General features: G+C 56.9%; 26 protein-coding genes. 14 read left to right on the top strand and 12 right to left on the bottom strand.

The window, feature by feature from the left end; translation table 11 throughout:
• The first annotated feature begins 101 nt into the window (after window positions 1–101).
• Window positions 102–542 (top strand): homoprotocatechuate degradation operon regulator HpaR, encoded by a 441-nt coding sequence (hpaR, locus tag ACR0AI_RS00525; protein ID WP_480671453.1) that lies wholly within the window; start codon window positions 102–104, stop codon window positions 540–542.
• A gap of 36 nt (window positions 543–578) precedes the next feature.
• Here hpaR and ACR0AI_RS00520 read toward each other — a convergent pair whose 3' ends face one another.
• Both ACR0AI_RS00520 and ACR0AI_RS00515 read right to left on the bottom strand, forming a co-directional pair.
• Window positions 579–1,931 carry an aminotransferase class III-fold pyridoxal phosphate-dependent enzyme gene (locus tag ACR0AI_RS00520; RefSeq protein WP_480671455.1) on the bottom strand — a complete coding sequence of 451 codons (1,353 nt, stop codon included), beginning with the start codon at window positions 1,929–1,931 and terminating at the stop codon, window positions 579–581.
• A 32-nt stretch (window positions 1,932–1,963) separates the two neighbouring features.
• Window positions 1,964–2,743 (bottom strand): IclR family transcriptional regulator, encoded by a 780-nt coding sequence (locus ACR0AI_RS00515; RefSeq protein ID WP_480671457.1) that lies wholly within the window; start codon window positions 2,741–2,743, stop codon window positions 1,964–1,966.
• Between the two features lie 108 nt (window positions 2,744–2,851).
• Here ACR0AI_RS00515 and ACR0AI_RS00510 point away from each other — a divergent pair, with 108 nt between their 5' ends.
• The 7 genes from ACR0AI_RS00510 to ACR0AI_RS00480 all read left to right on the top strand — a co-directional run bounded on the left by ACR0AI_RS00510 (window position 2,852) and on the right by ACR0AI_RS00480 (window position 10,913).
• On the top strand, window positions 2,852–3,781 hold the full coding sequence (locus tag ACR0AI_RS00510; protein WP_480671459.1) for a tripartite tricarboxylate transporter substrate binding protein: 930 nt from the start codon (window positions 2,852–2,854) through the stop codon (window positions 3,779–3,781).
• A 63-nt stretch (window positions 3,782–3,844) separates the two neighbouring features.
• Window positions 3,845–4,381, top strand: a complete 537-nt coding sequence (locus tag ACR0AI_RS00505) for a tripartite tricarboxylate transporter TctB family protein (protein ID WP_480671461.1) — start codon at window positions 3,845–3,847, stop codon at window positions 4,379–4,381.
• 9 nt (window positions 4,382–4,390) lie between these two features.
• On the top strand, window positions 4,391–5,923 hold the full coding sequence (locus ACR0AI_RS00500) for a tripartite tricarboxylate transporter permease (RefSeq protein WP_480671463.1): 1,533 nt from the start codon (window positions 4,391–4,393) through the stop codon (window positions 5,921–5,923).
• A gap of 7 nt (window positions 5,924–5,930) precedes the next feature.
• Window positions 5,931–7,415, top strand: a complete 1,485-nt coding sequence (locus ACR0AI_RS00495; protein WP_480671465.1) for an aldehyde dehydrogenase — start codon at window positions 5,931–5,933, stop codon at window positions 7,413–7,415.
• A 15-nt stretch (window positions 7,416–7,430) separates the two neighbouring features.
• Window positions 7,431–8,726, top strand: coding sequence for an aspartate aminotransferase family protein (locus ACR0AI_RS00490; protein ID WP_480671468.1), 1,296 nt, complete (start codon window positions 7,431–7,433; stop codon window positions 8,724–8,726).
• Window positions 8,723–9,655 carry a phosphotransferase enzyme family protein gene (locus ACR0AI_RS00485; protein WP_480671470.1) on the top strand — a complete coding sequence of 311 codons (933 nt, stop codon included), beginning with the start codon at window positions 8,723–8,725 and terminating at the stop codon, window positions 9,653–9,655. Before ACR0AI_RS00490 ends, ACR0AI_RS00485 begins: the two co-directional genes overlap by 4 nt.
• A gap of 22 nt (window positions 9,656–9,677) precedes the next feature.
• A complete protein-coding gene (locus tag ACR0AI_RS00480) occupies window positions 9,678–10,913 on the top strand; it encodes a Tm-1-like ATP-binding domain-containing protein (protein ID WP_480671472.1) in 1,236 nt (411 codons plus the stop codon).
• A gap of 84 nt (window positions 10,914–10,997) precedes the next feature.
• Here the strand turns inward: ACR0AI_RS00480 and ACR0AI_RS00475 are convergent, their stop codons facing one another.
• Window positions 10,998–11,186, bottom strand: a complete 189-nt coding sequence (locus ACR0AI_RS00475) for an FAD-dependent monooxygenase (protein WP_480671474.1) — start codon at window positions 11,184–11,186, stop codon at window positions 10,998–11,000.
• 83 nt (window positions 11,187–11,269) lie between these two features.
• Window positions 11,270–11,827, bottom strand: coding sequence for a VOC family protein (locus tag ACR0AI_RS00470; RefSeq protein ID WP_480671652.1), 558 nt, complete (start codon window positions 11,825–11,827; stop codon window positions 11,270–11,272).
• A 122-nt stretch (window positions 11,828–11,949) separates the two neighbouring features.
• On the opposite strand from ACR0AI_RS00470, the gene ACR0AI_RS00465 reads away from it, so the two are divergent.
• Window positions 11,950–12,405, top strand: a complete 456-nt coding sequence (locus tag ACR0AI_RS00465; RefSeq protein WP_480671476.1) for a MarR family winged helix-turn-helix transcriptional regulator — start codon at window positions 11,950–11,952, stop codon at window positions 12,403–12,405.
• Here the strand turns inward: ACR0AI_RS00465 and maiA are convergent.
• Entirely contained in the window at window positions 12,402–13,019 is a 618-nt protein-coding gene (gene maiA, locus ACR0AI_RS00460) for a maleylacetoacetate isomerase (RefSeq protein WP_480671478.1), read from the bottom strand. The genes ACR0AI_RS00465 and maiA overlap by 4 nt on opposite strands.
• Window positions 13,020–13,457: a MarR family winged helix-turn-helix transcriptional regulator gene (locus tag ACR0AI_RS00455; protein ID WP_480671480.1), complete on the bottom strand. Its 438-nt coding sequence runs from the start codon at window positions 13,455–13,457 to the stop codon at window positions 13,020–13,022.
• A gap of 136 nt (window positions 13,458–13,593) precedes the next feature.
• Here ACR0AI_RS00455 and hmgA point away from each other — a divergent pair, with 136 nt between their 5' ends.
• The 5 genes from hmgA to ACR0AI_RS00430 are packed head-to-tail and all read left to right on the top strand — an operon-like array spanning window position 13,594 to window position 19,083.
• A complete protein-coding gene (gene hmgA, locus ACR0AI_RS00450; protein ID WP_480671482.1) occupies window positions 13,594–14,949 on the top strand; it encodes a homogentisate 1,2-dioxygenase in 1,356 nt (451 codons plus the stop codon).
• 38 nt (window positions 14,950–14,987) lie between these two features.
• On the top strand, window positions 14,988–16,247 hold the full coding sequence (gene fahA, locus ACR0AI_RS00445) for a fumarylacetoacetase (RefSeq protein ID WP_480671484.1): 1,260 nt from the start codon (window positions 14,988–14,990) through the stop codon (window positions 16,245–16,247).
• A 37-nt stretch (window positions 16,248–16,284) separates the two neighbouring features.
• Window positions 16,285–17,235 carry an MBL fold metallo-hydrolase gene (locus ACR0AI_RS00440; protein WP_480671486.1) on the top strand — a complete coding sequence of 317 codons (951 nt, stop codon included), beginning with the start codon at window positions 16,285–16,287 and terminating at the stop codon, window positions 17,233–17,235.
• A 41-nt stretch (window positions 17,236–17,276) separates the two neighbouring features.
• A complete protein-coding gene (locus ACR0AI_RS00435; protein ID WP_480671488.1) occupies window positions 17,277–18,890 on the top strand; it encodes an FAD-dependent oxidoreductase in 1,614 nt (537 codons plus the stop codon).
• Window positions 18,891–18,894: 4 nt separating this feature from the next.
• Window positions 18,895–19,083 carry a DUF2783 domain-containing protein gene (locus tag ACR0AI_RS00430; RefSeq protein ID WP_480671490.1) on the top strand — a complete coding sequence of 63 codons (189 nt, stop codon included), beginning with the start codon at window positions 18,895–18,897 and terminating at the stop codon, window positions 19,081–19,083.
• A 332-nt stretch (window positions 19,084–19,415) separates the two neighbouring features.
• Here ACR0AI_RS00430 and ACR0AI_RS00425 read toward each other — a convergent pair whose 3' ends face one another.
• The 6 genes from ACR0AI_RS00425 to paaA are packed head-to-tail and all read right to left on the bottom strand — an operon-like array spanning window position 19,416 to window position 23,789.
• Window positions 19,416–20,177 (bottom strand): Phenylacetic acid catabolic protein, encoded by a 762-nt coding sequence (locus ACR0AI_RS00425; protein ID WP_480671492.1) that lies wholly within the window; start codon window positions 20,175–20,177, stop codon window positions 19,416–19,418.
• Window positions 20,178–20,190: 13 nt separating this feature from the next.
• The gene (locus ACR0AI_RS00420; protein ID WP_480671494.1) at window positions 20,191–21,264 is read right to left on the bottom strand and encodes a 2Fe-2S iron-sulfur cluster-binding protein; all 1,074 of its coding nucleotides are present in this window, start codon (window positions 21,262–21,264) and stop codon (window positions 20,191–20,193) included.
• Window positions 21,265–21,277: 13 nt separating this feature from the next.
• Entirely contained in the window at window positions 21,278–21,739 is a 462-nt protein-coding gene (paaD, locus tag ACR0AI_RS00415; RefSeq protein WP_480671496.1) for a 1,2-phenylacetyl-CoA epoxidase subunit PaaD, read from the bottom strand.
• 6 nt (window positions 21,740–21,745) lie between these two features.
• The gene (gene paaC / locus ACR0AI_RS00410; RefSeq protein ID WP_480671498.1) at window positions 21,746–22,504 is read right to left on the bottom strand and encodes a 1,2-phenylacetyl-CoA epoxidase subunit PaaC; all 759 of its coding nucleotides are present in this window, start codon (window positions 22,502–22,504) and stop codon (window positions 21,746–21,748) included.
• Entirely contained in the window at window positions 22,504–22,788 is a 285-nt protein-coding gene (paaB, locus tag ACR0AI_RS00405; RefSeq protein WP_142639870.1) for a 1,2-phenylacetyl-CoA epoxidase subunit PaaB, read from the bottom strand. Before paaB ends, paaC begins: the two co-directional genes overlap by 1 nt.
• 23 nt (window positions 22,789–22,811) lie before the next feature.
• Window positions 22,812–23,789 (bottom strand): 1,2-phenylacetyl-CoA epoxidase subunit PaaA, encoded by a 978-nt coding sequence (paaA, locus tag ACR0AI_RS00400; protein WP_170681172.1) that lies wholly within the window; start codon window positions 23,787–23,789, stop codon window positions 22,812–22,814.
• Between the last annotated feature and the right edge of the window lies 1 nt (window position 23,790).

Below are 23,790 nucleotides of genomic sequence, written 5' to 3'. Positions count from 1 at the left end.
CCTCCCTTATTGGTTAACATGTTTACTTTTTTGCGATCTCACTGTCAAGAACTTGCCTTGTTAATCTTTGCAATTTCGGAATCGGCAATTTAGAAAGCCGCATGACCACGCAAAGCCACACAAAAAGTACCGCCCGATCTCTTCCGATTGCGCTGTTGCGCGCACGGGAAACCGTCATGGCACCGATCCGGGATATGCTTCATGACATTCAGCTCACCGAACAAAAGTGGCGCATCCTGAGGGTTTTGGACGAGCTGGGCGAGGTTGAGCAAAGCGCAATTGCCCACGAGGCCTGCCTGCTGCTGCCCAGCCTCACCCGCATTCTGCGCACGATGGAGGCCGATGGCCAGATCACCCGTCGCCAAGACAAACAAGACAAGCGCCGCACCATGGTTCGGATCACTGATGTCGGCCGCGCGGTTCTGGAAGACAACCTTGCCACGTCGCTGGCGATCTCAAACAATATAGAAGCGCAGATGGGCCGCGATAAGCTGAACCAACTCCTGGACCTGCTTGAAGAGTTGCAGGCGGTTAAAGTCTGACCCCGCCCGGGACGGGCGAAGTCAGGTAAGTGACGTTTAAAGCGTCGCCAGACCGGTATCCAGCGCGGATAGGATCTTGGCCACGTCCTCAGATGTAATGATCAGCGGCGGAGACAGAATGATGTTGTTGCCGGACACACGCACCATCACACCGTCTTCATAAGCCGCTTTCTGAACCTGCAGCGGCAAGTGTTTCGCGATGGGTGCCTTGGTCGAGCGATCCGAGACCAGTTCCAGCGCACACATCAGCCCCTCGCCGCCGCGCACATCTCCGATCACGTCGTATTTCTCGGCCAGTTTTTGCAACCCAGCAAACAGCTCATCCCCGCGCGAGGCGGCGTTTTCCCAGACGCGCAGGCGCTTGATCTCGGACAGCGCGGCCAGCGCCGCTGCAGCCCCAACCGGATGACCGGAATAGGTATAGCCCTGATCCACCGACGCCTTGCCGGTGGTGTCACTTTCAAACACCTCGGCAACAGCACCTGAAATCATCGCCGCCCCAAACGGGAAGTAACCATTGGTAATGGCCTTGGCCGTCGTCATGATGTCGGGCTGCACCCCCCAATGCCGTGCACCGCTTTCACTGCCGGCACGCCCAAAAGCGGTGATGATCTCGTCCGAGATCAGCAGAATGCCATGTTTCGAGCAGACCTCCCGCACCATCGGCATGAAACTCTTATGCGGCGGGATTACGCCCCCTGCCCCAAGAACCGGCTCCATGATGAAAGCCGCAACCGTGTTCGCGCCCTGGAATGAAATCTCGGCCTCAAGCGCTTTGACGCAAAGCTGCGCCAGACGCTCAGGGTCGGTCTCGTCGAACGGGTTGCGATAGGTCCATGGCGCGGGCACATGGAAACAGCCCGGCATCATCGGCTCATAGGCCGCACGGAACTTCTGATTGCCGTTGACCGAAGCGGCGGCGAAATGTGTGCCGTGATAGCCCTGTTTCAGGCTGATGAATTTTGTGCGCCCGGCCTCGCCCCGCACCTTGTGATACTGCCGCGCCATTTTTAGCGCGATCTCAACCGAATCCGAGCCGCCCGAGGTGAAGAAAGCGCGGGTCAGGCCGTCGGGCTCAAAAAACTGCGCCAGTTCATAAGATAGCTCGATTGCCTTGTCGTTGCTGGTGCCACGGAAGGTCGAATAGTAGGGCAGCGCATTCAGCTGATCGGCGATGGCCTGCTTAACCGGCTCGCAGGAATAGCCCAGATTGACGTTCCAAAGCCCCCCGACCGCGTCCAGCGCCTTGTGACCATCGACATCGACAATACTGACACCCTCGCCGCCGTTCAGAATCGTGGGCGGATTCTTCTGACTATCGGCGGGATGCGCCATCGGGTGCCAGAAGTAACGCGCGTTGTTTTCTTTGAGAAAGTTCGAGTCTTTCATTTCTCAGGTCTCCGGGTTTTGCGTCCACCCGCTTACGGATGGAATTCGGTTGGAAAAGTGTCTGGAAGCTGACCGCCAAAACTTGCGGTCAGGTCAGTTGAGAGGGCGTGCAGGACGGTCAGGATTTCCGGCAACCGGTCGTCTCCGGCGCGGCCTTCGGGAACGGCAATCGCAATGGTTCCCAGCGCCACTTGGTCAATGCCGAATATGGGTGCCGCATAACCATAGACGCCATCTTCATAGCTTCCACTGCTATTTGCCCAACCGGCCTGACTGATTTCCGCGACCCGCTCTTTGATCTTGGTCGGGTCGGTCAGCGTGGCGTCCGTGTATCGTACTTGTTTTTTCTGACCGATACGGTCCAGCAAGAAGGATGGACCAAAGCTGAGCATACAAAGACCGGATGCTGTCGCATTGATCGGAAGAATCTCGCTGGGGTCGAGGCTGACACGCACGCTGTGGCGGTTCGTTTCGACCACCAGCGCTGTTTGAAGCCACTCTTTTTCAAGCAAGGAAAGATGCAGGCTTTCACCAACGTCCTGCATCGCGACCTGCATTCTCTGACGGGCACTCTCGATGCCGGGACGGGCGATCTGGCGCAGCGCGGCCAGGCGCAAAGCGGCAGGTCCGACCGCATAGGATTTGGTCATGGGGTTCTGCTCGATCAACCCGTATTCCTCAAGCGCCCGCAGGTGGCGTAGCGCTGTGGCTTTGTTCAATCCAGACAGACGCGCAAACTGACTCAACCCAATTTCTGGCCGAGCGTTTGAAAAGTAGTTGAGCATTTTCAGGGCGTTCAGGGCAGTACCCATGCGATTCACATCCTCCTGTTAAGGTAATACTTGACAGAACAAGCTTAACAAAGCAACATTATTATTGTTAACGCGGATCAAATAATGAACCACTTACGGGAGGTGTCAATGAAGAAAGTTCTAACAGCCGCCGCTTTTGTTGCTTCTGCAACCACCGCACTGGCCGAGTATCCAGAGAAACCGGTTTCCTTTGTCGTTCCATGGCCTCCGGGTGACTTGGAAGACGTTCTCACACGGATGATCGCCGACGAATTTCAGGCCATGTATGGTGTTCCTGCCGCCGTCGTGAACAAGCCTGGTGGCGGCGGCGGTCCGTTCCCCGGAGCGGTGGAAGTTGCGACCGCTCCGGCAGATGGCTACACCGTTGGCTCGTTCGTCATTGGCGTGCCGGTCATCGGCCCAGACATTGGCATTCCCGAGCTCAACCCCAACCCTTTCGAACCGATTGGCATTTTTCTGACCTATCCCTTCGTCATTGCCTCCAGCAAGGATGCCCCCTTCTCGACATGGGAAGAACTGGTGGAACATGGCAAAGAAAACGATGTCGCGCTTGGTCACTTCGGCTCGGTTCTGCCGCCCACACAAGTCACCTTTGCGGCCGCAGTCAGCAGTGGCTTTGACTTCGCCAGCGAAGCCGCCTTCGACGCGCTGGACTGCAACACACTCGCTTCGGGCGACGTGGACGTGATCAATACGACGCTTCAACTTGTTCTTCCCTGTCTGGACCAAGTGAATGTTCTGGCCAGCATCGGTGGCGAACGGATCTCTTTGGTCCCGGAAACACCCACGGTTACCGAGCTGCACCCCGAACTGCCATTGGCGCTGTGGAACGGTCTGTTCGTCCACAAGGACACTCCGGCGGAAGCACGCGAAAAGATCACTGCGGCTGCACAGAAAGCGCTGGAATCTGACAAGGCCAAGCAACTTGCTGAAGAAACCGGAGCACTGATCTACTGGCAGGATCCGGATGCCTCGAATGCACAGATCGAGCAGGACAAAGCCTCGTTCTCTAAAATCGAAGAGATTCTAGGCGAATAACACGAAACTGGCCCGGCGTATTGCAATACTGTCGGGCCTTTTTCTATCCAGCAGGAGGCCAAAATGATCGCAAAGACATTGCAAGACATGTTCAAACGATACCGCCGACCCGGCGATGTCGTTTTTGCTTTGGCCTTCCTGGTATTTTCGGTTTTTCTACTGAGCCAACTCGGAACACAGACCGAGGTTGTCAAACGCACCAAGTGGTTTGCGCAACCAAGCTTCTGGCCAATGATCTCGCTCTGGGCAATGGTCGCATTTGCCTTTCTGCACTGGCTCAGCTCCGCCATGTCAGACCGCATTCCGGGTCGCTGGTCCGAAGTCGCGTTCTGGCTGCGATCCCTAGAATATGTCGTCTATTTTCTGATCTACGTCGCCGTTGTCCCGCTTCTTGGATACCTGCCTTCGACCGTTCTGTTCGCGGTATTCCTTGCAGTCCGAACCGGGTTCCGAAGCGCTGGGGCAATTGGCCTTGCGGCAGCTTTCGGCGTTGCGGTGACCATCATTTTCCGAGCCTTCCTGCAAGTGAAAATCCCGGCCGGTGCCGCCTATGAATACCTGCCCGATTCCGTGCGCGCCTTTGCGCTGACTTATCTCTGAGGTTCGCCAATGGAAACGCTTCTGTCCGGTCTTTCGATCCTGACACAATGGCAGGTGATCGTTGCCCTTTTAATTGGCTCGATCGGTGGGGTCATCATTGGCGCGCTGCCCGGTGTTGGCGCCGCGGTTGCCATCGCCATCCTTCTGCCTGCCACCTTCGCTTTTGAACCTATTGTCGGCCTGACACTGTTATTGGGGATCTATGGCTCGTCTATGTACGGAGGCGCCATCCCCGCCATTTTGATCAACACGCCTGGTACGGCGGTGAACGCGTTGACTACCTATGACGGCTATCCCATGACCAAACGCGGTCAGGGGCATCGTGCTCTGTCACTGGCCTATTCCGCATCGTTCTTCGGCGGTGTCTTTGCCATCATCTGCCTGATGATCCTATCGCCAGTTCTTGCATTGATCGCCCCCCATTTCGGCAGCCGAGAGATATTTCTGGCCGCCCTTTTGGGTATCATTCTGGTGATCCTCGCCCACCGCGGCCAGATTTTTGCCGCCGGGATGCTGGCCTCTTTCGGGATTTTCCTTAACACCGTTGGACTTGAGCCAGTGAAGTACACCCGCCGCTTTACCTTTGACCAAAGCTGGTTGGCTTCGGGCGTCGATCTGATTGTGGTCGTTCTAGGCCTGTTTGCCATCAGTCAGGCCCTGCTCTTGCTGCTTGAAAAGAACCACGCACCCGGCGAAACGCATGTCAGCGGCAACATCTTCGCCGGCCTCAAGGAACTGCTGGGCATCAAACGCGTCGCAACCGTGTCCTCTAGCATCGGCGTGTTCATGGGTATGGTGCCGGGCACGGGTGAGTTCACATCGCAATTTCTGTCCTATACCTATGCGCAGAAAACCTCGAAAGACCCCGAAAAATTCGGGGATGGCTCGCCAGAAGGGTTGGTGGCGTCTGAAGCCGCCAACAATGCAGTGCCTGGCGCGGCCATGATCCCACTTTTGGCGCTGGGTATCCCGGGCGAAGCGCTGACCGCAATGATGCTGTCGGTGTTCTACGTGCACAATGTCATCCCCGGCCCACAGCTATTTGAGAACCAGATGGATTTTGTGATGGCGCTCTATATGGCGCTGATACTGCTGAACGTCATCGTTCTGGTTTTCCTGCTCTTCTCGACCAACCTGCTGCTGAAGATCATCCAGATCCCCACACGGTTTCTGGGCATTATGATCCTGATCCTAGCCTTCGTCGGCGTCTACAGTTTGCGCAATTCAATCACCGACTGCGCCATTGCCGCCGGGTTTGGTGTGTTCGGCCTGATCCTCAAACGGCTGGACCTGCCGATTGTGCCGATCATTCTGGGCATGGTTCTGGGCGGGATCATGGAGGTCAAGCTGCGCAGTGCCATGGCGCGGGTCAAATCACCGCTCGATTTCGTCGACCGCCCGATTGCGGCGATCTTGACCGCGCTGATCGTGCTGATCCTGCTGCTGCATTTCCGCACGCTGTACTACGAGTTCCGCAACAAGCTGAAACCGGAGCCGAGCGCGCAACCGGTCGACTCCGATCACCCCAATCAGCAAGGGTAACTCTGCTATGAACCAGTCTGATATTGACGCCCTTCGCTCTCAGATTCTTTCCCCGCGATCCCACTTCATCGGAGGGCGTTGGGTCGCCGCTTCGGAAGGTGGACATCGAGAGGTGCTATCGCCCATCGATGGCGCGGTGCTGACCCAGATTGCCGAAGGCACTCCGGCAGATATGGAGGCCGCGATTAGCGCTGCGCGTGCGGCTTTCGAAGATGGGCGCTGGTCACGCAGGTCCCCTGCCGAACGCAAGAAGGTCCTGCTGAAGCTGGCCGACCTGATCGAAAAACACGCTCTTGAGCTGGCTGTTCTGGGGGTGCGCGACAATGGCACCGAAATCACCATGGCCATGAAGGCCGAGCCTATGTCGGCAGCTGGCACATTCCGCTACTACGCCGAGGCGATTGACAAGGTCTACGGTCAGATCGCGCCCACGGCAGAAAACGTACTGGGCTTGATCCATCACGCACCGGTTGGCGTCGTCGGAGCGATTGTGCCGTGGAACATGCCGCTGATGATCGGCAGCTGGAAACTGGCCCCTGCGCTGGCCACCGGCAACTCGGTCGTACTGAAACCCTCTGAAAGCGCTTCCTTGTCGCTGCTGAAACTGGCCGAACTGGCCGCCGAGGCCGGAATACCCGACGGCGTTTTGAACGTCGTCACCGGGTCAGGCCGGGTTGTGGGCGAAACGCTGGCGCTGTCGATGGATGTGGACATCATGGTGTTCACAGGCTCGGGGGCCACAGGCCGACGACTGTTGGAGTATTCGGCGCGTTCGAACATGAAACGCTGCTATCTGGAACTGGGCGGCAAATCCCCCAACATCGTCTTCAAAGACGCCCCGGACCTGAGCGAGGCCGCCAAAGTGTCCGCAGGTGGAATCTTCCGCAACGCAGGTCAGATCTGCATCGCAGGATCACGCTTGTTGGTCCAAGAGGACATCCACGACGACTTTGTTGCCGAACTCGTCAAACATGCCGAAGCGATGCGGGTCGGCAATCCGCTCGATCTGGACACACAAATCGGCGCAGTTCATTCGCTGCCCGAGTTGGAATCCAATCTGGACTTCGTCACCAAGGCCGAGGCCGAAGGCGCCGAGCGTCGCACTGGTGGTCGGCGCATCTTTGAGGAAACCGGCGGTTACTACATGGCGCCGACCGTAATGACCGGGGTCAAATCCACCGACAATCTGTTCCAGAACGAGGTGTTTGGCCCGGTTCTGGCCGTGACCCCATTCAAGGACGAGGACGAAGCGATCAGTTTGGCCAATGACTCGGTCTATGGTCTATCCGCAGGCGTTTGGACATTGAACCTGAGCCGCGCGCATCGCATGATCGCTGGCATCCGCGCTGGCGTCGTCCATGTGAACACCTACGGCGGGTCCGACCTTACCGTGCCTCTGGGTGGTATGCGCCAGTCAGGCAACGGGCACGACAAGTCCCTGCACGCACTCGAGAAATATCTCGACCTGAAAACCGCCTGGATAAAACTCTGACCAAGGGCCGACCGTATGACGCTTCCCCCGAAATCCGCCGAGCTTGTTGAACGCCGGGCCAAGCTGCTGGGTCCAAATGTCTCGACCTTCTACGACGAGCCGCTTCATATCGTGAAGGGTGAAGGTGTTTGGCTGTGGGATGCGGACGGACGCAAATATCTGGATTGTTACAACAACGTCCCGCATGTGGGCCACTGCAACCCGCGCGTGGTCGAGGCGATCTGCCGTCAGGCATCGATGCTGAACACCCATACCCGCTATCTGCATGACGGCATTCTGGACTATGTCGAAAAGCTGACCGGCACGATGGATGCCTCGCTGGACACCGCCATTCTGACCTGCACCGGGTCCGAGGCCAATGACATCGCCCTTCGAATGGCCGAAGGCATGACCGGCAAACGCGGTATCATTGCTACGGATGCAACCTATCACGGCAACACTTCTCTGGTCAGCCAGCTGAGCAAATCAAACGTGCCGACCGTTGGTTTTGGTCTGGATCAGTATTTCCGGTTTGTGGAGGCACCCGACAGCTATCGAAGACCAGACCCAGACGGCAGCAAGTTTGCCGATGCTGTGGCCGAACAGATTGCTGAGCATGAAAAGTCCGGCATCGGCTTTGCCGCTTTGGTCCTTTGTCCCTATTTCCTGAACGAAGGCTTCCCAGACCATCCCGACGGCTGGCTGAAACCCGTGGCCGAAGTGGTGCGCAAGGCCGGTGGCCTACTGATCTGTGATGAGGTGCAATCGGGTTTTGGCCGAACCGGCACCCATATGTGGGCGCATCAGAAGATGGGCGTGGTACCGGATATCATGACCATGGGCAAACCCATGGCCAACGGTCATCCTGTGGGCGGTGTTGTAACGCGCAACGAAATCCTTGCCACCTTCCGCAAGGGGTATCGGTACTTCAACACGTTCGGTGGCAACCCGGTGTCCTGCGCCGCGGCCATGGCGGTATTGGAAGAGATTGAGAACAAAAACCTTGTCGTCAAAGCCAAATCCGTGGGCGATCACGCCCGCGCGCGCATGACGGCTTTGCAGCAGAAATATCAGTTCATCGGAGATGTGCGCGGCTCGGGCCTGATTTTCGGGGCTGAGATGGTGCTGGATCGTCAAAGCAAAGAACCGGCCAGCGAGTTCACCGATAGGGTCATCAACGCGATGCGGCACCGGGGGATCATCCATTCGAAACTCGGCCGCCACAAGAACACGCTAAAAATCCGGCCACCGATGCCGTTCTCGAAAGAAAACGCTGATCTGCTGTTTGACACACTGGACGAGGTTTTGGCCGAAACCCCGCTGACCCTATGACCCCGATTGTTGCGCAAGCCCTGACCCATTGGGGCATGGACGACGCTGAATGGTCGTTGGTCGCGGCCCGGGAAAACCATGTCTACCGCATTCAAACGGACACAAGGAACTTTGCCCTGCGCCTTCACCGTCAGGGGTTGCATTCGGATGCCGCCTTGAGGTCCGAGCTACTGTGGATCGCCGAGCTTGGCGCCAAGGGCGTCGGCGTCCCTACCCCCGTACCGGCCACGAATGGCGGTTATCTGCACCTGCTGGACGGCGTTCAGGTCGATATGCTGGACTGGCTGCCCGGTCGCCCTCTGGGCTCGACAGGAACAGGGATCGACCATGACGACCGCACCGGGATATTCCGGACTCTCGGACGCGAAATGGCAAAGCTGCACGAGGTCAGCGATGCCTGGGCCCGGCCTGATGATTTTGCGCGCTGGTCCTGGGACCGCGCCGGGCTGCTGGGCGATGCCCCTCTGTGGGGTCGGTTTTGGGAGAACCCCACGCTTTCGGATGAGGATCGCGCCTTGCTCACCGCGTTTCGCGAGGCAGCGAACAGCCATTTGCAAGAGATCGAAAACCAGCTGGATTACGGACTGATCCACGCTGATCTGGTGCGCGAAAATGTGATGGTCCAGGGCGACAAGCTCTGGCTGATCGATTTCGACGATGCCGGGTTTGGGTTGCGCCTGTTCGACATCGCCACAACCCTGCTGAAAAACCTGCGCGAACCGGACTACGGCGCCCTGCAAGTGGCCCTGCTTGAGGGCTACCGGATGGAACGGGTGCTCGACACCGAGCATCTCGATCTGTTCATGGCCCTGCGCGCGGTGACGTATGTGGGCTGGATTTCGTCCCGGATGGACGAAGATGGATCACAGGTACGCAATGCGCGGTTCATCGATACCGCCCGGGACCTCCTGAAGCACTACCTCGGATAACACGCATGGACGGGAGGAAAACATGACCAACAAAACGATCCTGCTGATTGGGACATACGACACCAAAGACCCCGAGATGCGGTTCATCGAGGATACCGTACGGGCGCAGGGGGCGGATGTGCTGACGATGGACGTCTCCGTTCTTGGCGATCCTGAAACACCGACCGATATCTCGAAACATGACGTCGCAGCGGCCGAAGGCAGAACCATCGACGAGGTGATTGCGCTTGGGGATGAGAACAAGGCCTTTCGCGTCATGTCCGCCGGGGCTGCCAAGGTCGTGGCAAAAGCCTATGCCGATGGCCGGTTTGATGGGATGCTGGCCACTGGTGGAACCATGGGCACCGACCTTGCGTTGGATTGTGCACAGGCCCTGCCCATGGGGGTCCCAAAATACATCGTTTCAACAGTTAGTTTCTCACCGTTAATCCCCCCACATCGGTTGGCCCCCGACATACAGATGATCCTGTGGGCTGGCGGATTGTACGGTATGAACTCGATCTGCAGGTCTTCTCTGGCACAGGCTGCGGGGGCCGTGGTCGGCGCAACCAAAGCCGCCATCGCGCCGGATCGTAGCAAACCCCTGATTGGCATGACCAGCCTTGGATCGTCCTGCCTGCGTTACATGAAAACTCTGAAACCTGCGCTGGAAGAGCGAGGCTTTGAGGTTGCGGTATTCCACTCGACAGGCATGGGTGGCATGGCCTTTGAAAAACTGGCCGCCGAAAACGCGTTTGTCTGCGTGATGGATTTCTGCATGCAGGAATTTGGCAATCTGCTGGCCGGTTCCGTTGTTTCAAGCGGAGAGGATCGCGTTACCAATGCCGGGCGCGTTGGCACGCCGCAGATGGTTGCACCGGGCGCTCTGGACCTGCTGGATTTCGCGGGCTGGCAAGAGATCCCGGATCAATATGCAGATCGCCCGTTTCACGAACATAACCGCCTGATCAAAAGCTCGGTCTTCAATGGCGAGGAACGCCGCGCCTGGATCAGGGAACTTGCAAACCGGCTGGAAGCAGCAACCGGGTCGGTTCATTTCTTCCTGCCGTTGCAAGGCGTTGAAGCATGGGACAAGGAAGGCGAAGAGGCACATGACCCCGCAGCCCTTGCTGACATGCTCGATGAGGCCCGCAAGGTTATGCCGGACCAGGTGCCGATGACAGAGCTAGACGCCCACATCAACGACGCCGCATTTTGTCATGCCGTTCTAGCCAAGTTTGACGAGTGGGTTGAAAACGGGATTGTCAGCCGTGGTTAGCTGGCTTCCTATTGCGTGTCAGAGTTTTCGTGAAGCTAATCGCACGTAGCTACGAAGGTAAACAAGTTGCACAACAAGGGAGTGTCAACCACCCCTTAAACCACCCTTTTTGCAGAAGGCGGCTAAGATATCACGCCCGGACAAGCGGGCGTAGCAGACAGCCTGAGAACCGACCGAAACCGTACTGTTGTAGTCCAACAAAACAACTTTGATCCCTTGCGCGGCAAGATTTAGCGCGGCGGTCAATCCAACCGGCCCGCCCATGACGATCACGACGGGATGGCGAACCGTCTGGCCGGATTTCTGTTCCTCTGACTACTCACAAGGAAATTCGGGGAAATCGTAGATGTTCAGCATCACTTTTTCCCCAACTCTTTGGCATGAAGCCAGTCCGCATGCTGAGGTGCCTTCTTGGTACGCGACCACTCTTCGAGCATGTCCCATTTCACCGCATCCAGCCGTTTGATCATTTCCGCTTCCTCTGGGTCAGGACAGGCCAATTCCACGCGATGGCCATTGGGATCAAAGAAATAGATCGAATGGAAAATCGAGTGATCGGTGACGCCAAGCACGTCGATACCGTTAGCTTCAAGGTGGTCCTTAAATTCGATCAGCGTATCACGGTCTTTGACCTTGAACGCGATGTGTTGGACCCATTTCGGGGTATTCGGGTCACGCCCCATTTCAGGCTTGGTCGGCAGTTCAAAGAACGCCAGCACGTTTCCGTTTCCCGCATCCAAAAACAGGTGCATGTAGGGATCAGGTTCATGCGTCGAAGGAACATGATCTTCGGCAATAGCCAGAACAAAATCCATATTCAGCATCCTGGTGTAGAACTCGACGGTTTCTTTCGCGTCTTTGCAGCGATATGCGACGTGATGAATTTGGTCGAGCTTGAGATTCTGAGCGTTCATTGAAACCTCCTCCGGATTCATTGCATTTGCAATGATTATCCAAGCTCGCCTTGAAGTAATTTGATCTAAATCAAATCGTTTCACTTGCAACGATTTATATTGTTGGCAGAAGAGGCGATCCTATGAACCTTGAGACTTATTTCCCTTATCAGCTTGCATCGACCGCCGAGGCGTTTTCTCGCCAGCTTGTTCAGGTCTATGGTCGAACCTACGGCCTATCGCGAGAGGAATGGCGTCTGCTGTTTCTATTGGCCAGCGCGGGTCAGTCGAACTCGCTCCAACTGGCGCAGCGCACCACGTTGGACAAAGTTCAGGTAAGCCGTGCTGCGACCAGGTTAGAGAACAAGGGCCTGATTGGCCGCGCCGTCGCGGACAGTGACCGGCGGCTGCGCCAATACACCTGCACCGAGGCAGGCAAGTCCCTATTCAACGCAGTTTTTCCAGCCGTGCAGAACTGTGCTGACTCGATTTTGGAACGCATGAGCGATGAGGACATAGCCAAACTTAAGGATGGACTTCGCGCTCTTGAAAAGGCTGTGGCTGACTACGGGCAGAGTCAGGTGAACGAAAACAGTTAATGCGGGCTGTTGTCCGGATGGGCGTTCTGAAAGGCCGGGATCTGATCCAAGCTGTCCTTGATCCGAGAAATCTTGGGCAGGTGTACCAATTCAACACCCCACCTTTGCGCATTGTATAGCTGAGGCATCAGGCAAACATCGGCAAGCGTTAGACGGTCACCGTAGGAAAACGGACCGCCCTGCAACATGTCTTCGTAAGCCGCCAGACCTTCGCCGATAAAATGCTGCATCCAGCCTTCGTTCGAAATCTGGTTCCCTGAGTGTTCTACGGCCCATTTCACCACTCGAAGGTTGCAAACCGGATGGATATCCATTGCCACAGCATAAGACAACGCACGCACCTCGGCGCGGCCCACGGGTTCCGAGGGCAAAAGGCCAAGGCCTCTGGTTTCGTCAATATACTCGATCTGCGCTAGCGACTGGGTGAACCTATTCCCGTCTATCTCCAACACCGGCACTAGACCCTGAGGATTTCTCATCAGATGCGCGTCGGACTGCTGCTCAGCTTCCAGCAGGTTCACGATGACGGTTTCCCAGCTTTCCCCGGCAAGGCCCAACGCGATCCGAACGCGATAGCTGGCTGAAGAGCGCCAATAGTCGTAAAGTTTAATCATTTATTCTTCCGAAAGCAGATCGAGTGCGGCATTCAGCGCTTCCTCAGACTCACCAAGTTTGGTTTCCAGGCTGGATTGAAACGACAGTGCAATAGGAACCAATTGGCTGAGAAGATCCGCGCCTTTTTCCGTAAGGTCGAGTTTGACAAGTCGTCTGTCGGCAGGATCTTCAACCTTGGTGATCAGTCCGCGGGATTCGAGCCGTGCGGCCGCCCGACTGACCTTTGACTTCTCTAGACTGACCCGCTTTTCGATGTCCCGAACCGACGGGTTTTCGGCGTATCCAACGTTCACAAGGACGCGCCATTCGGGGTTCGAAACGCCAAACTCGTGTTTATAATGCTGCGCCATTTCGGCGCTCAGTCGCGCGGCCAGCACCGTAAGCCGGTATGGCAAGAACCCTTCCAAATCGAACTCAGGCAAGTTTTTGGTGCTCATGCAGGGATTTCCTTTCGGCGCTATTGAATTCAGATTTTCATTGCATCTGCAACAAAAATATTGACAACGTTGCAAATGCAACAAATATTCACTGCGAACCCAAAGTCTTGCCGAATCGAGTGAGCAGGAGATCCAGATGAATGCACTCGTTAAACATAGCGGATTGACCGTTGCTGAAGATGGGAACACCATTTCTAAGGGTTACATGCCGGGCTTCGGCAACGATTTTGAGACCGAGGCGCTGCCTGGCGCCTTGCCGCAGGGCATGAACAGCCCGCAGCGCTGCAACTACGGCCTCTATGGCGAACAACTCAGCGGCACGGCCTTCACGGCCAATCCACCCGAACGGACGTGGTGCTATCGCATTCGCCCGTCAGTCAAGCATTCGCATCGCTATGAGAAAATTGACCTGCCCTACTGGAAGTCCGCGCCCTGTATCGACCCGGATGTGATCAGCCTGGGCCAGTATCGCTGGGACCCGGTTCCGCATTCCGACACGCCACTGACCTGGTTGACCGGCATGCGCACGATGACGACGGCGGGGGATGTGAACACACAGGTCGGCATGGCCAGCCATGTCTATCTGGTCACCGACTCGATGGTGGATGACTATTTCTTCTCAGCCGATTCCGAGCTTCTGGTGGTACCGCAAGACGGTCGTCTGCGCTTTGTGACCGAGCTGGGGATCATAGATCTGGAGCCACAGGAAATCGCGATCCTGCCGCGCGGGTTGCTCTACCGTGTCGAAGTGCTGGAAGGTCCCGCCCGGGGCTTCGTCTGCGAGAATTACGGGCAGAAATTCGAACTGCCCGGGCGTGGACCAATCGGCGCCAATTGCATGGCCAATCCGCGCGACTTCAAAGCGCCCGTCGCCGCGTTCGAGGACCGAGAGGTGCCCTCGACCGTGACGATCAAATGGTGCGGGCAGTTCCACGTCACTCAGATCGGTCATAGCCCGCTGGACGTGGTCGCCTGGCACGGCAACTATGCGCCCTACAAATATGACCTACGCACCTACTGCCCGGTCGGCGCAATCTTGTTCGACCACCCGGATCCGTCGATTTTCACCGTCCTGACAGCCCCATCGGGCCAGCCCGGCACGGCCAATATCGACTTCGTCCTGTTCCGCGAACGCTGGATGGTGGCCGAAGACACCTTCCGCCCGCCGTGGTACCACAAGAACATTATGTCCGAGCTGATGGGCAATATCTACGGCCAGTATGACGCCAAACCGCAGGGCTTTGTTCCCGGCGGCATGAGCCTACACAACATGATGATCCCGCACGGCCCGGACCGCGAAGCATTCGAAAAAGCCTCAAACGCCAATCTGGGGCCGGACAAGCTGGATCACACGATGTCCTTCATGTTCGAAACCCGCTTCCCACAGCATCTGACCGCCTTCGCCGCGACCGAGGCCCCCTTGCAGGACGACTATATTGACTGCTGGGCAGACATCGAAAAGAAATTCGACGGCACGCCCGGCAAAAAGTGAAGCAACAAATCCGCTCGTGACAAAAGTCTGGATATGAAATGCCTTTGATGAACTCTTGGGTGACATCGGCCAATGATGAAGCCCATCCTTTTCCCTTGAACAACCTGCCCTACGGGGTTTTTTCGACCGAAGGCAGCGAACCTCGTTGTGGCGTGGCCATTGGCGATATGATACTGGACGTCTCTTCCGCCGAGGCCGAAGCCCTAATCGCGCTGAGCGACGAACCTCTTTTCGATCTGCCTTTCTGGAATCCATTGATGGAAGAGGGTCCGGCTGTGTGGGCAGCATTGCGGGACCGGCTGATTAGCCTGTTGGCCGAAGACGCCGAAGAACAGCATAAAGTTGAGCCCCTGCTCGTCTCGCAAGACGATGCCGAGATGCATATGCCTTTCGCCGTTAGCGAATACACAGATTTCTACGCGGGTCGACATCATGCTTTCAACGTTGGCACCATGTTCCGGGGGCCGGAAAACGCGCTACCCCCGAACTGGCTGCACATCCCAATCGGTTACAACGGTCGTGCCTCGTCAGTGGTTGTTTCGGGCACGGACATTCGACGCCCCTGGGGGCAACTGAAAGGTCCAAACGACACCCTGCCCCGATTTGCCCCGTCGCAGCGGTTCGATATTGAGCTTGAGATGGGCGCCATCGTTGGAACCCCTTCGGATGGTCCGATCTCGGTTCAAGAAGCGGATAACAACATTTTTGGCTACGTACTGCTGAACGACTGGTCTGCGCGCGACATTCAGGCTTGGGAATACCAGCCGCTGGGGCCATTTCAGGCCAAGGCCACGGCAACCTCGATCAGTCCCTGGATCGTAACAAAAGCTGCGCTTGAGCCATTCCGCTGCAACACCCCAGCGCGAGAGTTCGAATTGCTGGACCACCTGAAGGATTGTGGCCCGATGCTGTACGACATCGACCTGTCGGTCACGTTGGCTCCCAAGGGCAAGGCGGCTACAACCATTGCCCGAACCAATTACAACGAAATGTATTATTCGGCGGCTCAGCAACTGGCCCATCACACCACGTCCGGGTGCCCGATGAATACCGGCGATCTGCTGGGATCGGGCACAATTTCCGGCCCCGAAAAACACAATCGCGGGTCCCTTTTGGAACTCAGTTGGGGTGCCAAGGAGCCATTTACGCTCGACACCGGTGAGACCCGCAGCTTCGTTGAAGACGGAGACACTCTAACCCTGACGGGCGCCGCTATAGGTGGCGGCTATCGGATCGGTTTCGGCGATTGCACGGGGCAAGTCCTCGCAGCACTTGACGATCCTTACAAACGCAACTGACACGTAAAATCGCCCGCTCGGGCACCGGAGGAAACCCATGGCTAAATCATTCGCATCGCAAGGCGACATGAAAGAAAAGAAAATCACCTTCGATGAGATCGGCGAAGGCCTGTGGGCCTTTACTGCCGAAGGTGACCCGAATTCGGGCGTCATCATCGGTGACGACAGCGTCATGATTGTCGAGGCACAGGCCACCCCGCGCCTAGCGAACAAAGTGATCGAGAAGGTGCGTGAAGTCACCGACAAGCCGATCAGCCATGTTGTGCTCACACACTATCACGCGGTACGCGTTCTGGGCGCCTCGGCCTTCAACGCGCCGCAAGTGATCATGTCGGATGTGGCGCGCTCAATGGTCGTGGAACGCGGGCAAGAGGACTGGGACAGCGAGTTCCAGCGTTTCCCGCGCCTGTTCGAAGGTCATGAAAGCATCCCAGGCCTGACCTGGCCTACCACCACATTCAGCGATAGCATGACAGTCTATCTGGGTAACCGCCGCGTGGATATCAAACAGATCGGCCGCGCGCATACGGCAGGCGATGCGGTGATCCATGTGCCTGATCAGAACGTCATGTTCACCGGCGACATCGTCGAGGACCACTCGGCCTGCTATTGCGGAGATGGTCACTTTGCCGATTGGGGCCAGACGCTGGACAATATCAAAGCCTATGACGTCGACGCCATCGCACCGGGGCGCGGCGGCGCGCTGATCGGCAAAGAAGCGGTCGAACGGGCCATTGAAAGCACCCGCGATTTTGTCAACTCAACCTACGAGCCCGCCAAGAAGGTCGCGATGAAAGGCGGCAGCCTGAAAGACGCATGGGATGCCGTTCGCGACGCCTGTGACCCTAAGTTCAAAGACTACGCGATTTACGAGCACTGCCTGCCGTTCAACGTCAGCCGTGCCTATGACGAAGCTCGGGGGATCGCCCACCCTCGCATCTGGACTGACAAACGCGATCTGGAAATGTGGGAACAGTTGCAAGGCTGAACCCACTCATCTCCTCCGAACTCAACAAGCTAGGTGTTTCGATGCTTCAGGACCGATATTCCCTCGCCTTCAAGCTTTACCCTTATGAGAAATCAAAAGACCAAGACGCGCCCGTTGCGGTGCGCCACCCGGTTGTCATAGTCGGAGGCGGCCCTATCGGTATGGCCGCCGCGCTGGACCTTGGTCGACAAGGTATTCCGGCGTTGGTTCTGGACGATCACGAAGGGATCGGCATGGGCAGCCGTGCCATCTGCTTTGCCAAGCGAACGCTGGAAATCGCGGACCGCTACGGCTGTGGCGCGCCAATGCTCGACAAAGGGGTCGTCTGGAATGTTGGGAAGGTGTTTCAGGATGATCGAAAGGTCTTTGAGTTTAACCTCTTGCCAGAATCCGGCCATCGTAACCCTGCCTTCATCAACTTGCAGCAGCCCTACTTCGAAAAGTTTATTTTCGAAGCGATATGCGCGGAACAGGAACGCGGCGCGCCGATTGAGATCCGAGGCAAGAACCGGGTCGAAGCTGTAGACGTCAAGGACGACCATGTTGTTCTGTCCGTCACAACTCCGGACGGGCCTTACCAGCTTGAGGCGGATTGGATGATCGCCTGCGATGGCGCAAGTTCGCCAACGCGCGAAATGCTGGATCTGGGATTTGAAGGCCGGGTTTTTCAGGACAGCTTTCTGATCGCTGACATCCGGATGAAGAACAACACGTTCCCGACAGAGCGCTGGTTCTGGTTCGAGCCCTACTTCAAGTCCGGCGCCTCGACTTTGCTGCACAAACAGCCTGATGACGTGTGGCGCGTGGACTTCCAGATCGGCTGGGATGTCGAACGCAAGGAAGAGTTGAAAGAGGAAAACATCCGCAAGCGGTTGGATGCGATGTTGGGCGATGACGTCGAATATGAAATGGTCTGGTCGTCCATCTACACCTTCCAGTGCCGACGTATGAACAAATTCCGCCACGGGCGCGTTGTTTTTGCTGGCGACGCGGCGCATCAAGTGTCGCCCTTCGGGGCACGTGGCGCGAATTCCGGCTTTCAGGACGTCGACAACCTTGGCTGGAAACTTGGCCTCGTGATCTCGGGCAAGGCACCGGAAAGCCTTCTGGACACCTATGATGACGAACGGATTTTCGGAGCGGACGAAAACATACTGAATTCGACCCGCTCAACTGATTTCATCACGCCAAAATCGAAGGTAAGCAAGAATTTCCGGGACGCTGTGCTTAGCCTGGCGGAACGCCATACATTTGCGCGGCCTCTGGTGAACTCGGGGCGTCTGTCAGTGCCCTGTACCTATGATCACTCGTCCCTGAACGGAGCAGATGACCTCGCAGGAGGTCCTGACACGTCCAGAGTAGGATCTCCATGCAAGGATGCCCCGGTTGGCGACGGCTTCCTTCTCGATCAGCTAGGAAACGACTTCGTGATTTTGGCACTCAACACCGAAGTTCCGAACAGCCTCGATATCGACGGTATCACGGTCAGAAGCGTGTCCCTTACGGCTTCGGACACACTAGCGGAACGTTACCTTGGGTCCGAAAACCAGGCGGTCTACCTCGTCCGCCCCGATCAGCATGTCGCGGCGCGCTGGCGGAACTACGACGAGGCCGCACTGCGTTCAGCAGTCCTTAAAGCCTGCGGAAAGGAATAAGCTGATGCCCCTGACTACCGAACCAAATCTGTATTCCCCCGATGATTTTTACGCAGACCTCATCGCAGTGCATGAAGGGCTGTCGGATGAGGAAAGCGAAGTCCTGAACGCGCGCCTCATTCTCATTCTCTCTAACCACATCGGGGATCGAGAGACGCTAAAACAGGCACTGGAGGCCGCGAAGGAAAGCTGACCTGTTGGTTGCCGGCTCGACAACGTTTTGGCTGTACTGGGACCAAGGAAACCACTTCGCCCCGAAAGGCCCCGAACTCGTGTCTGACATGCGCCGCATCTATCAGTAGCTATACGATGATGGTGTTTTAGTACGGATCATCGCGAACAACATTCTTCATTCACCGCCGCTTAGTCGAGAATCCGAAATGCTAAGAAAGGGCTCATTGTGATCAGTCGTCGGGGCACGTCCGACAAACCCCAGCCCTACATTGCTATATTTCCTATCATCCCTAAAATTTGGGCCTCGCCTCAGACTAGAGGACAGGCCCAAACTCGCCCCAATCTATTGATTTACAAAGGCGTTTTCAGTCCCAAAGTCTTCAGCGCGTCATCCATCGTCTGGCTCCAGCGTTCTCTCAGGGAACTGTTTTTATTCCGCCGCAGACCAAGAGATTTCAACAACTCGAACCGTTTCGAATCGTCGCCCCCGAAAGACACCGCGACGCGAGGCCACCAGTAGTCGACCGAGACCTGCATTTGCTCAGCTTCGCCTCGTTCGATCAACTTAATTGCGCCTTCGATAGCCAGTTCACCATGGTGTGCTTCGATCGGAGCAATTGAGCGGAACGCCTCGGCCAGGGGTTGATAGGAAATCGTCGAATACTCAGCCAGTTGTTCGGCGACGGCGCGGCTCATGAGCAGATTCATGATCACGGCATCCGTCCAACCCGAGAACGGATAGTTGAACACAGCCAAGCGCATATCATGTTCGGAACGAGTCGCTCCGATATCCGCATCCCGGCTTAACCGTGGCGTCCAAGGATGATGATTGGCGTAGCGTTCCGTGTCGGCTCCAAACTCTCCCATAATGTTCAGAACACGATTTGCATGATCCGTTTTCTCAAGCACGATCTTCGCGGCAGCGATGCGTTCTTTTATTCCCGGCCCGAGGTTAATTACGTCAGCAAAACCGGCTGCGCCTGCCAATTCACTGTCAACAAAGGTTGCCATCAGTTTCAGCAACTCAGCGCGATAGCGCGGTGGGACATTTGACGGGTTGGTCAGCACGCCGCCCGCTGCCAAATAGCTGTCGAGAGTCATCGTATCGGTCATGTCTACCTCTCCTCTACTGATCGTAATCCACGACCACACGGTCCGTTATCGGATAGGCCTGACAGCTGAGCACATAGCCCTTTTCGACCTCGTAATCCTCAAGCGCGTGGTTTGCGACCATCTCGACCTCACCTTCCAGCACCTTGCAGCGGCAGGTCGAACAGACTCCAGCTTTGCAGGCATAGGGGGCGTCTAACGCGTTTTCCAAAGCAGCATCCAGAATGGACAGGTCCCTGGGGATGGTCAGGGTTTGGGTTGACCCATCCAGGGTAATGGACGCGTTGGTTTGATTGTCTGTCCGACCGGCATCTGCCGCAATGACCTTACGCTTGGCCCGACCGGGCTGCGCGCTGGCAAAAAGTTCGAATTTGATCTGGCTGTCGTCCAGCCCGTGTTCGCGCAGGGCAGCCGCAATACCCAACATCATGGGTTCAGGACCACAAATGAACGCCGTATCGACGTTTTCGATATCAACCCAGTGTTTGAATAGTTCGGCGCATTTTTCCTGTGTCACCAGCCCGGTGAAGAGGTCAATTTCCTGGGAATCCGTCTCGAGAATATGGATCACGTTGAGGCGCCCCATATACAGGTTTTTGAGGTCCTCCAGTTCTTCGCGGAACATGATCGTGTTGATGCCTTTGTTGGCATAGATCAGAGTAAACCGCGATTGGGGTTCCCGGGCGAGCGTGGTTTTGAGGATCGACAGTACAGGCGTCACCCCAGAGCCACCGGCAAAACTGAGATATTGCTTTTCTGAATCTGCATCGATCGGAGCGTGGAAGCTGCCCATCGGCGGCATGGCCTGCACGATGTCCCCGACATTCAGTTCCGAGTTCGCCCAGCCCGAGAACGCCCCGCCATCAACGCGCTTGATCCCAACCTGCAGGACACCGTCGTCCTTGCCTGCGCAGATCGAGTATGATCGGCGCAGTTCCTCGCCGTCAAATTCGCGGCGGAACGTTAGGTATTGGCCTGCAGTAAAGTCAAACTCTTGCGCTGCACCATTCATGGGCTCCAGCGTCAAAACTACCGCGTCGCGGATCGTTTTGTGGATTTCGGTGACCTTCAGGTCGTGGAAACGTGCCATCCGGTGCTCCTCCTCAGATGCACTTGAAATAGTCAAATGGTTCCAGGCAGTCGGTGCAGCGCCAATGGGCCTTACACGGGGTCGAGCCGAACTGGCTGACCTTCTCAACCGCCTTACTGCCACAATGCGGGCAACGCTCCGGGCCGCCTGCCGTTTGTGGCGGGGCGATACCGTATTCTTCCAGCCGCGCACGGCCCTTGTCGCTGAGCCAATCGGTGGTCCAGGCGGGCGAAATGGTGGTTTCGATCCGGATATCTTCGATCCCGCGATCCCGCAGCGCGGTTTCAATGTCCATGCTGATGACCGACGTTGCTGGACAGCCGGAATAGGTCGGTGTCACCGTCACCTTCAAGGTTCCGGCATCCCAGCGCACATCGCGCACAATCCCCAGATCAACCACGGAAATGACTGGTATTTCAGGGTCAGGCACGGCATCCAGCCAGTCCCATATCTGATCTGTAGTCACCCGTTCCATATCGGTTTACCAGCTGGCGCCGGGATAGGCGCGTTGCAGCCATTGCATCTGAGTCAGTAAGTGCCCCAGGTGCTCGGTATGCATCTGCCCGGTACGCCCGCCCTTATGCGCGAAATCGCTGTCTGGGATCGTTAGCGTCGCATCCGCCAAGACCCGCTGAACCAAAGCGTCATATTCATCGCGCAGATCGGCGGGATTGGGGGCGATGCCAGCGGCTGTCATCTGGGTATCCACGTCGTCGCTGGCAAACATCTCACCCACATAGGGCCACAGATAGTCCAGCGCCGCTTGCATCCGGTCGTGGCTTTCCGCCGTTCCGTCGCCCAACCCAACCACCGTGCCGCCAGAGCGTTCCAGGTGATAAGCGACCTCTTTGCTGGCTTTGGCCGCAATGGCCGCGACACGGTCGTCTGACGATTTGATCAGACGCCCCAGCATGATCGAATGCCACGCATCAAACAAGAACTGGCGCATTAGGGTCCGGCCGAAATCCTCGTTCGGAACCTCGACCATCAGAACATTGCGAAAATCCCAGGCATCGCGCAGGAACGCCAGATCATCGGCACTTTGGCCGCCGTCGATTTCGCCTGCAAGGCCAAGCCACATCTGGGTTTGGCCGATCAGGTCCAGCGCGGTATTGGCCAGTGCGATATCTTCTTCCAGCACAGGCGCATGACCGCACCATTCACTCACGCGGTGACCAAGGATGAGTGTGTTGTCACCCATTCTTAGCAGAAACTGTAGGAAGGCTTCGTCGCGGGTCATCACATCGCCCCCACTTCATCGGGGATGTCGAAGAATGTCGGGTGACGGTAAACCTTGCTTTCGCTGGGCTCATATAGCGGGCCTTTGTCACTGGGGGATGAGGCCGAGATATTGTTCGCTTCGACCACCCAGATCGACACGCCTTCGTTGCGGCGGGTGTAGACATCGCGCGCGTTCTTGATCGCCATTTCCGCGTCCGGTGCGTGCAGTGAGCCGACATGGCGGTGGCTCATACCGTGCTGACCGCGGATAAAGACTTCCCAAAGGGGCCATTCGTTTTTCATCGGGTATCCTCCTCAGGTCAGGCTTATTCAGCGGCCACTTGACCGGCGCGTTTCTTCTTGGCGTGCGCCAACAGGCCATCACGCACCCATTGTCCGTCGTCCCAGGCCTTGTTGCGCGCGGCCAGGCGGTCGGTGTTGCAAGGGCCGTTGCCTTTGATGACGTCAAAGAACTCGGACCAATCGGGTTCCGAGAAATCGTAGTGCCCGCGTTCTGCATTCCATTTCAGATCCGGGTCGGGGACGGTCAGGCCAAGGAATTCGGCCTGCGGTACGGTCTGGTCGACGAACTTCTGACGCAGCTCATCATTGGTGTTCATTTTGATCTTCCAAGCCATGGATTGGGTCGAATGCACCGAGTCCTTGTCCGAGGGTCCGAACATCATCAGCGACGGGTACCAAAAGCGGTTCAGGGCACCCTGCGCCATCTTCTTCTGCGCAGGTGTGCCTTCGGCCATCTTGCGAATGGCATCGTATCCCTGACGTTGGTGAAAGCTCTCTTCCTTGCAGATCCGGATCATGGCACGCGAATATGGCCCGTAGGATGTCCGCTGCAGCGGCACTTGGTTCATGATTGCGGCCCCGTCGACCAGCCAACCAACCGCTCCGATATCGGCCCAGTTCAATGTTGGATAGTTGAAGATCGACGAATATTTCATCCGACCGTCCAGCAGCATCTCGGTCAGTTCGTCCCGGCTGACGCCCAGTGTCTCCGCCGCGCAATACAGGTATAGCCCGTGTCCGGCCTCATCCTGCACCTTGGCCAGCAGGATCGCTTTGCGTTCCAGCGTGGGCGCGCGGGTGATCCAGTTGCCTTCGGGCAGTTGTCCGACGATTTCGGAATGGGCGTGCTGACCGATTTGGCGGATCAGCGTTTTGCGATAGCCTTGCGGCATCCAATCCTTGGGCTCGATCTTGATGTCCGCGTCAATCTTTGCCTGAAACTCGGCAAGCTTTTCAGGGTCATCGTTTGTGGCCTCAGACTTAACCATTTGTGCGTACATC

The sequence above is a fragment of the Ruegeria sp. BG3 genome (assembly GCF_056538485.1).
Note: the sequence above shows the minus strand (reverse complement) of the source record. Positions and strands in the feature narration are given on the sequence as shown.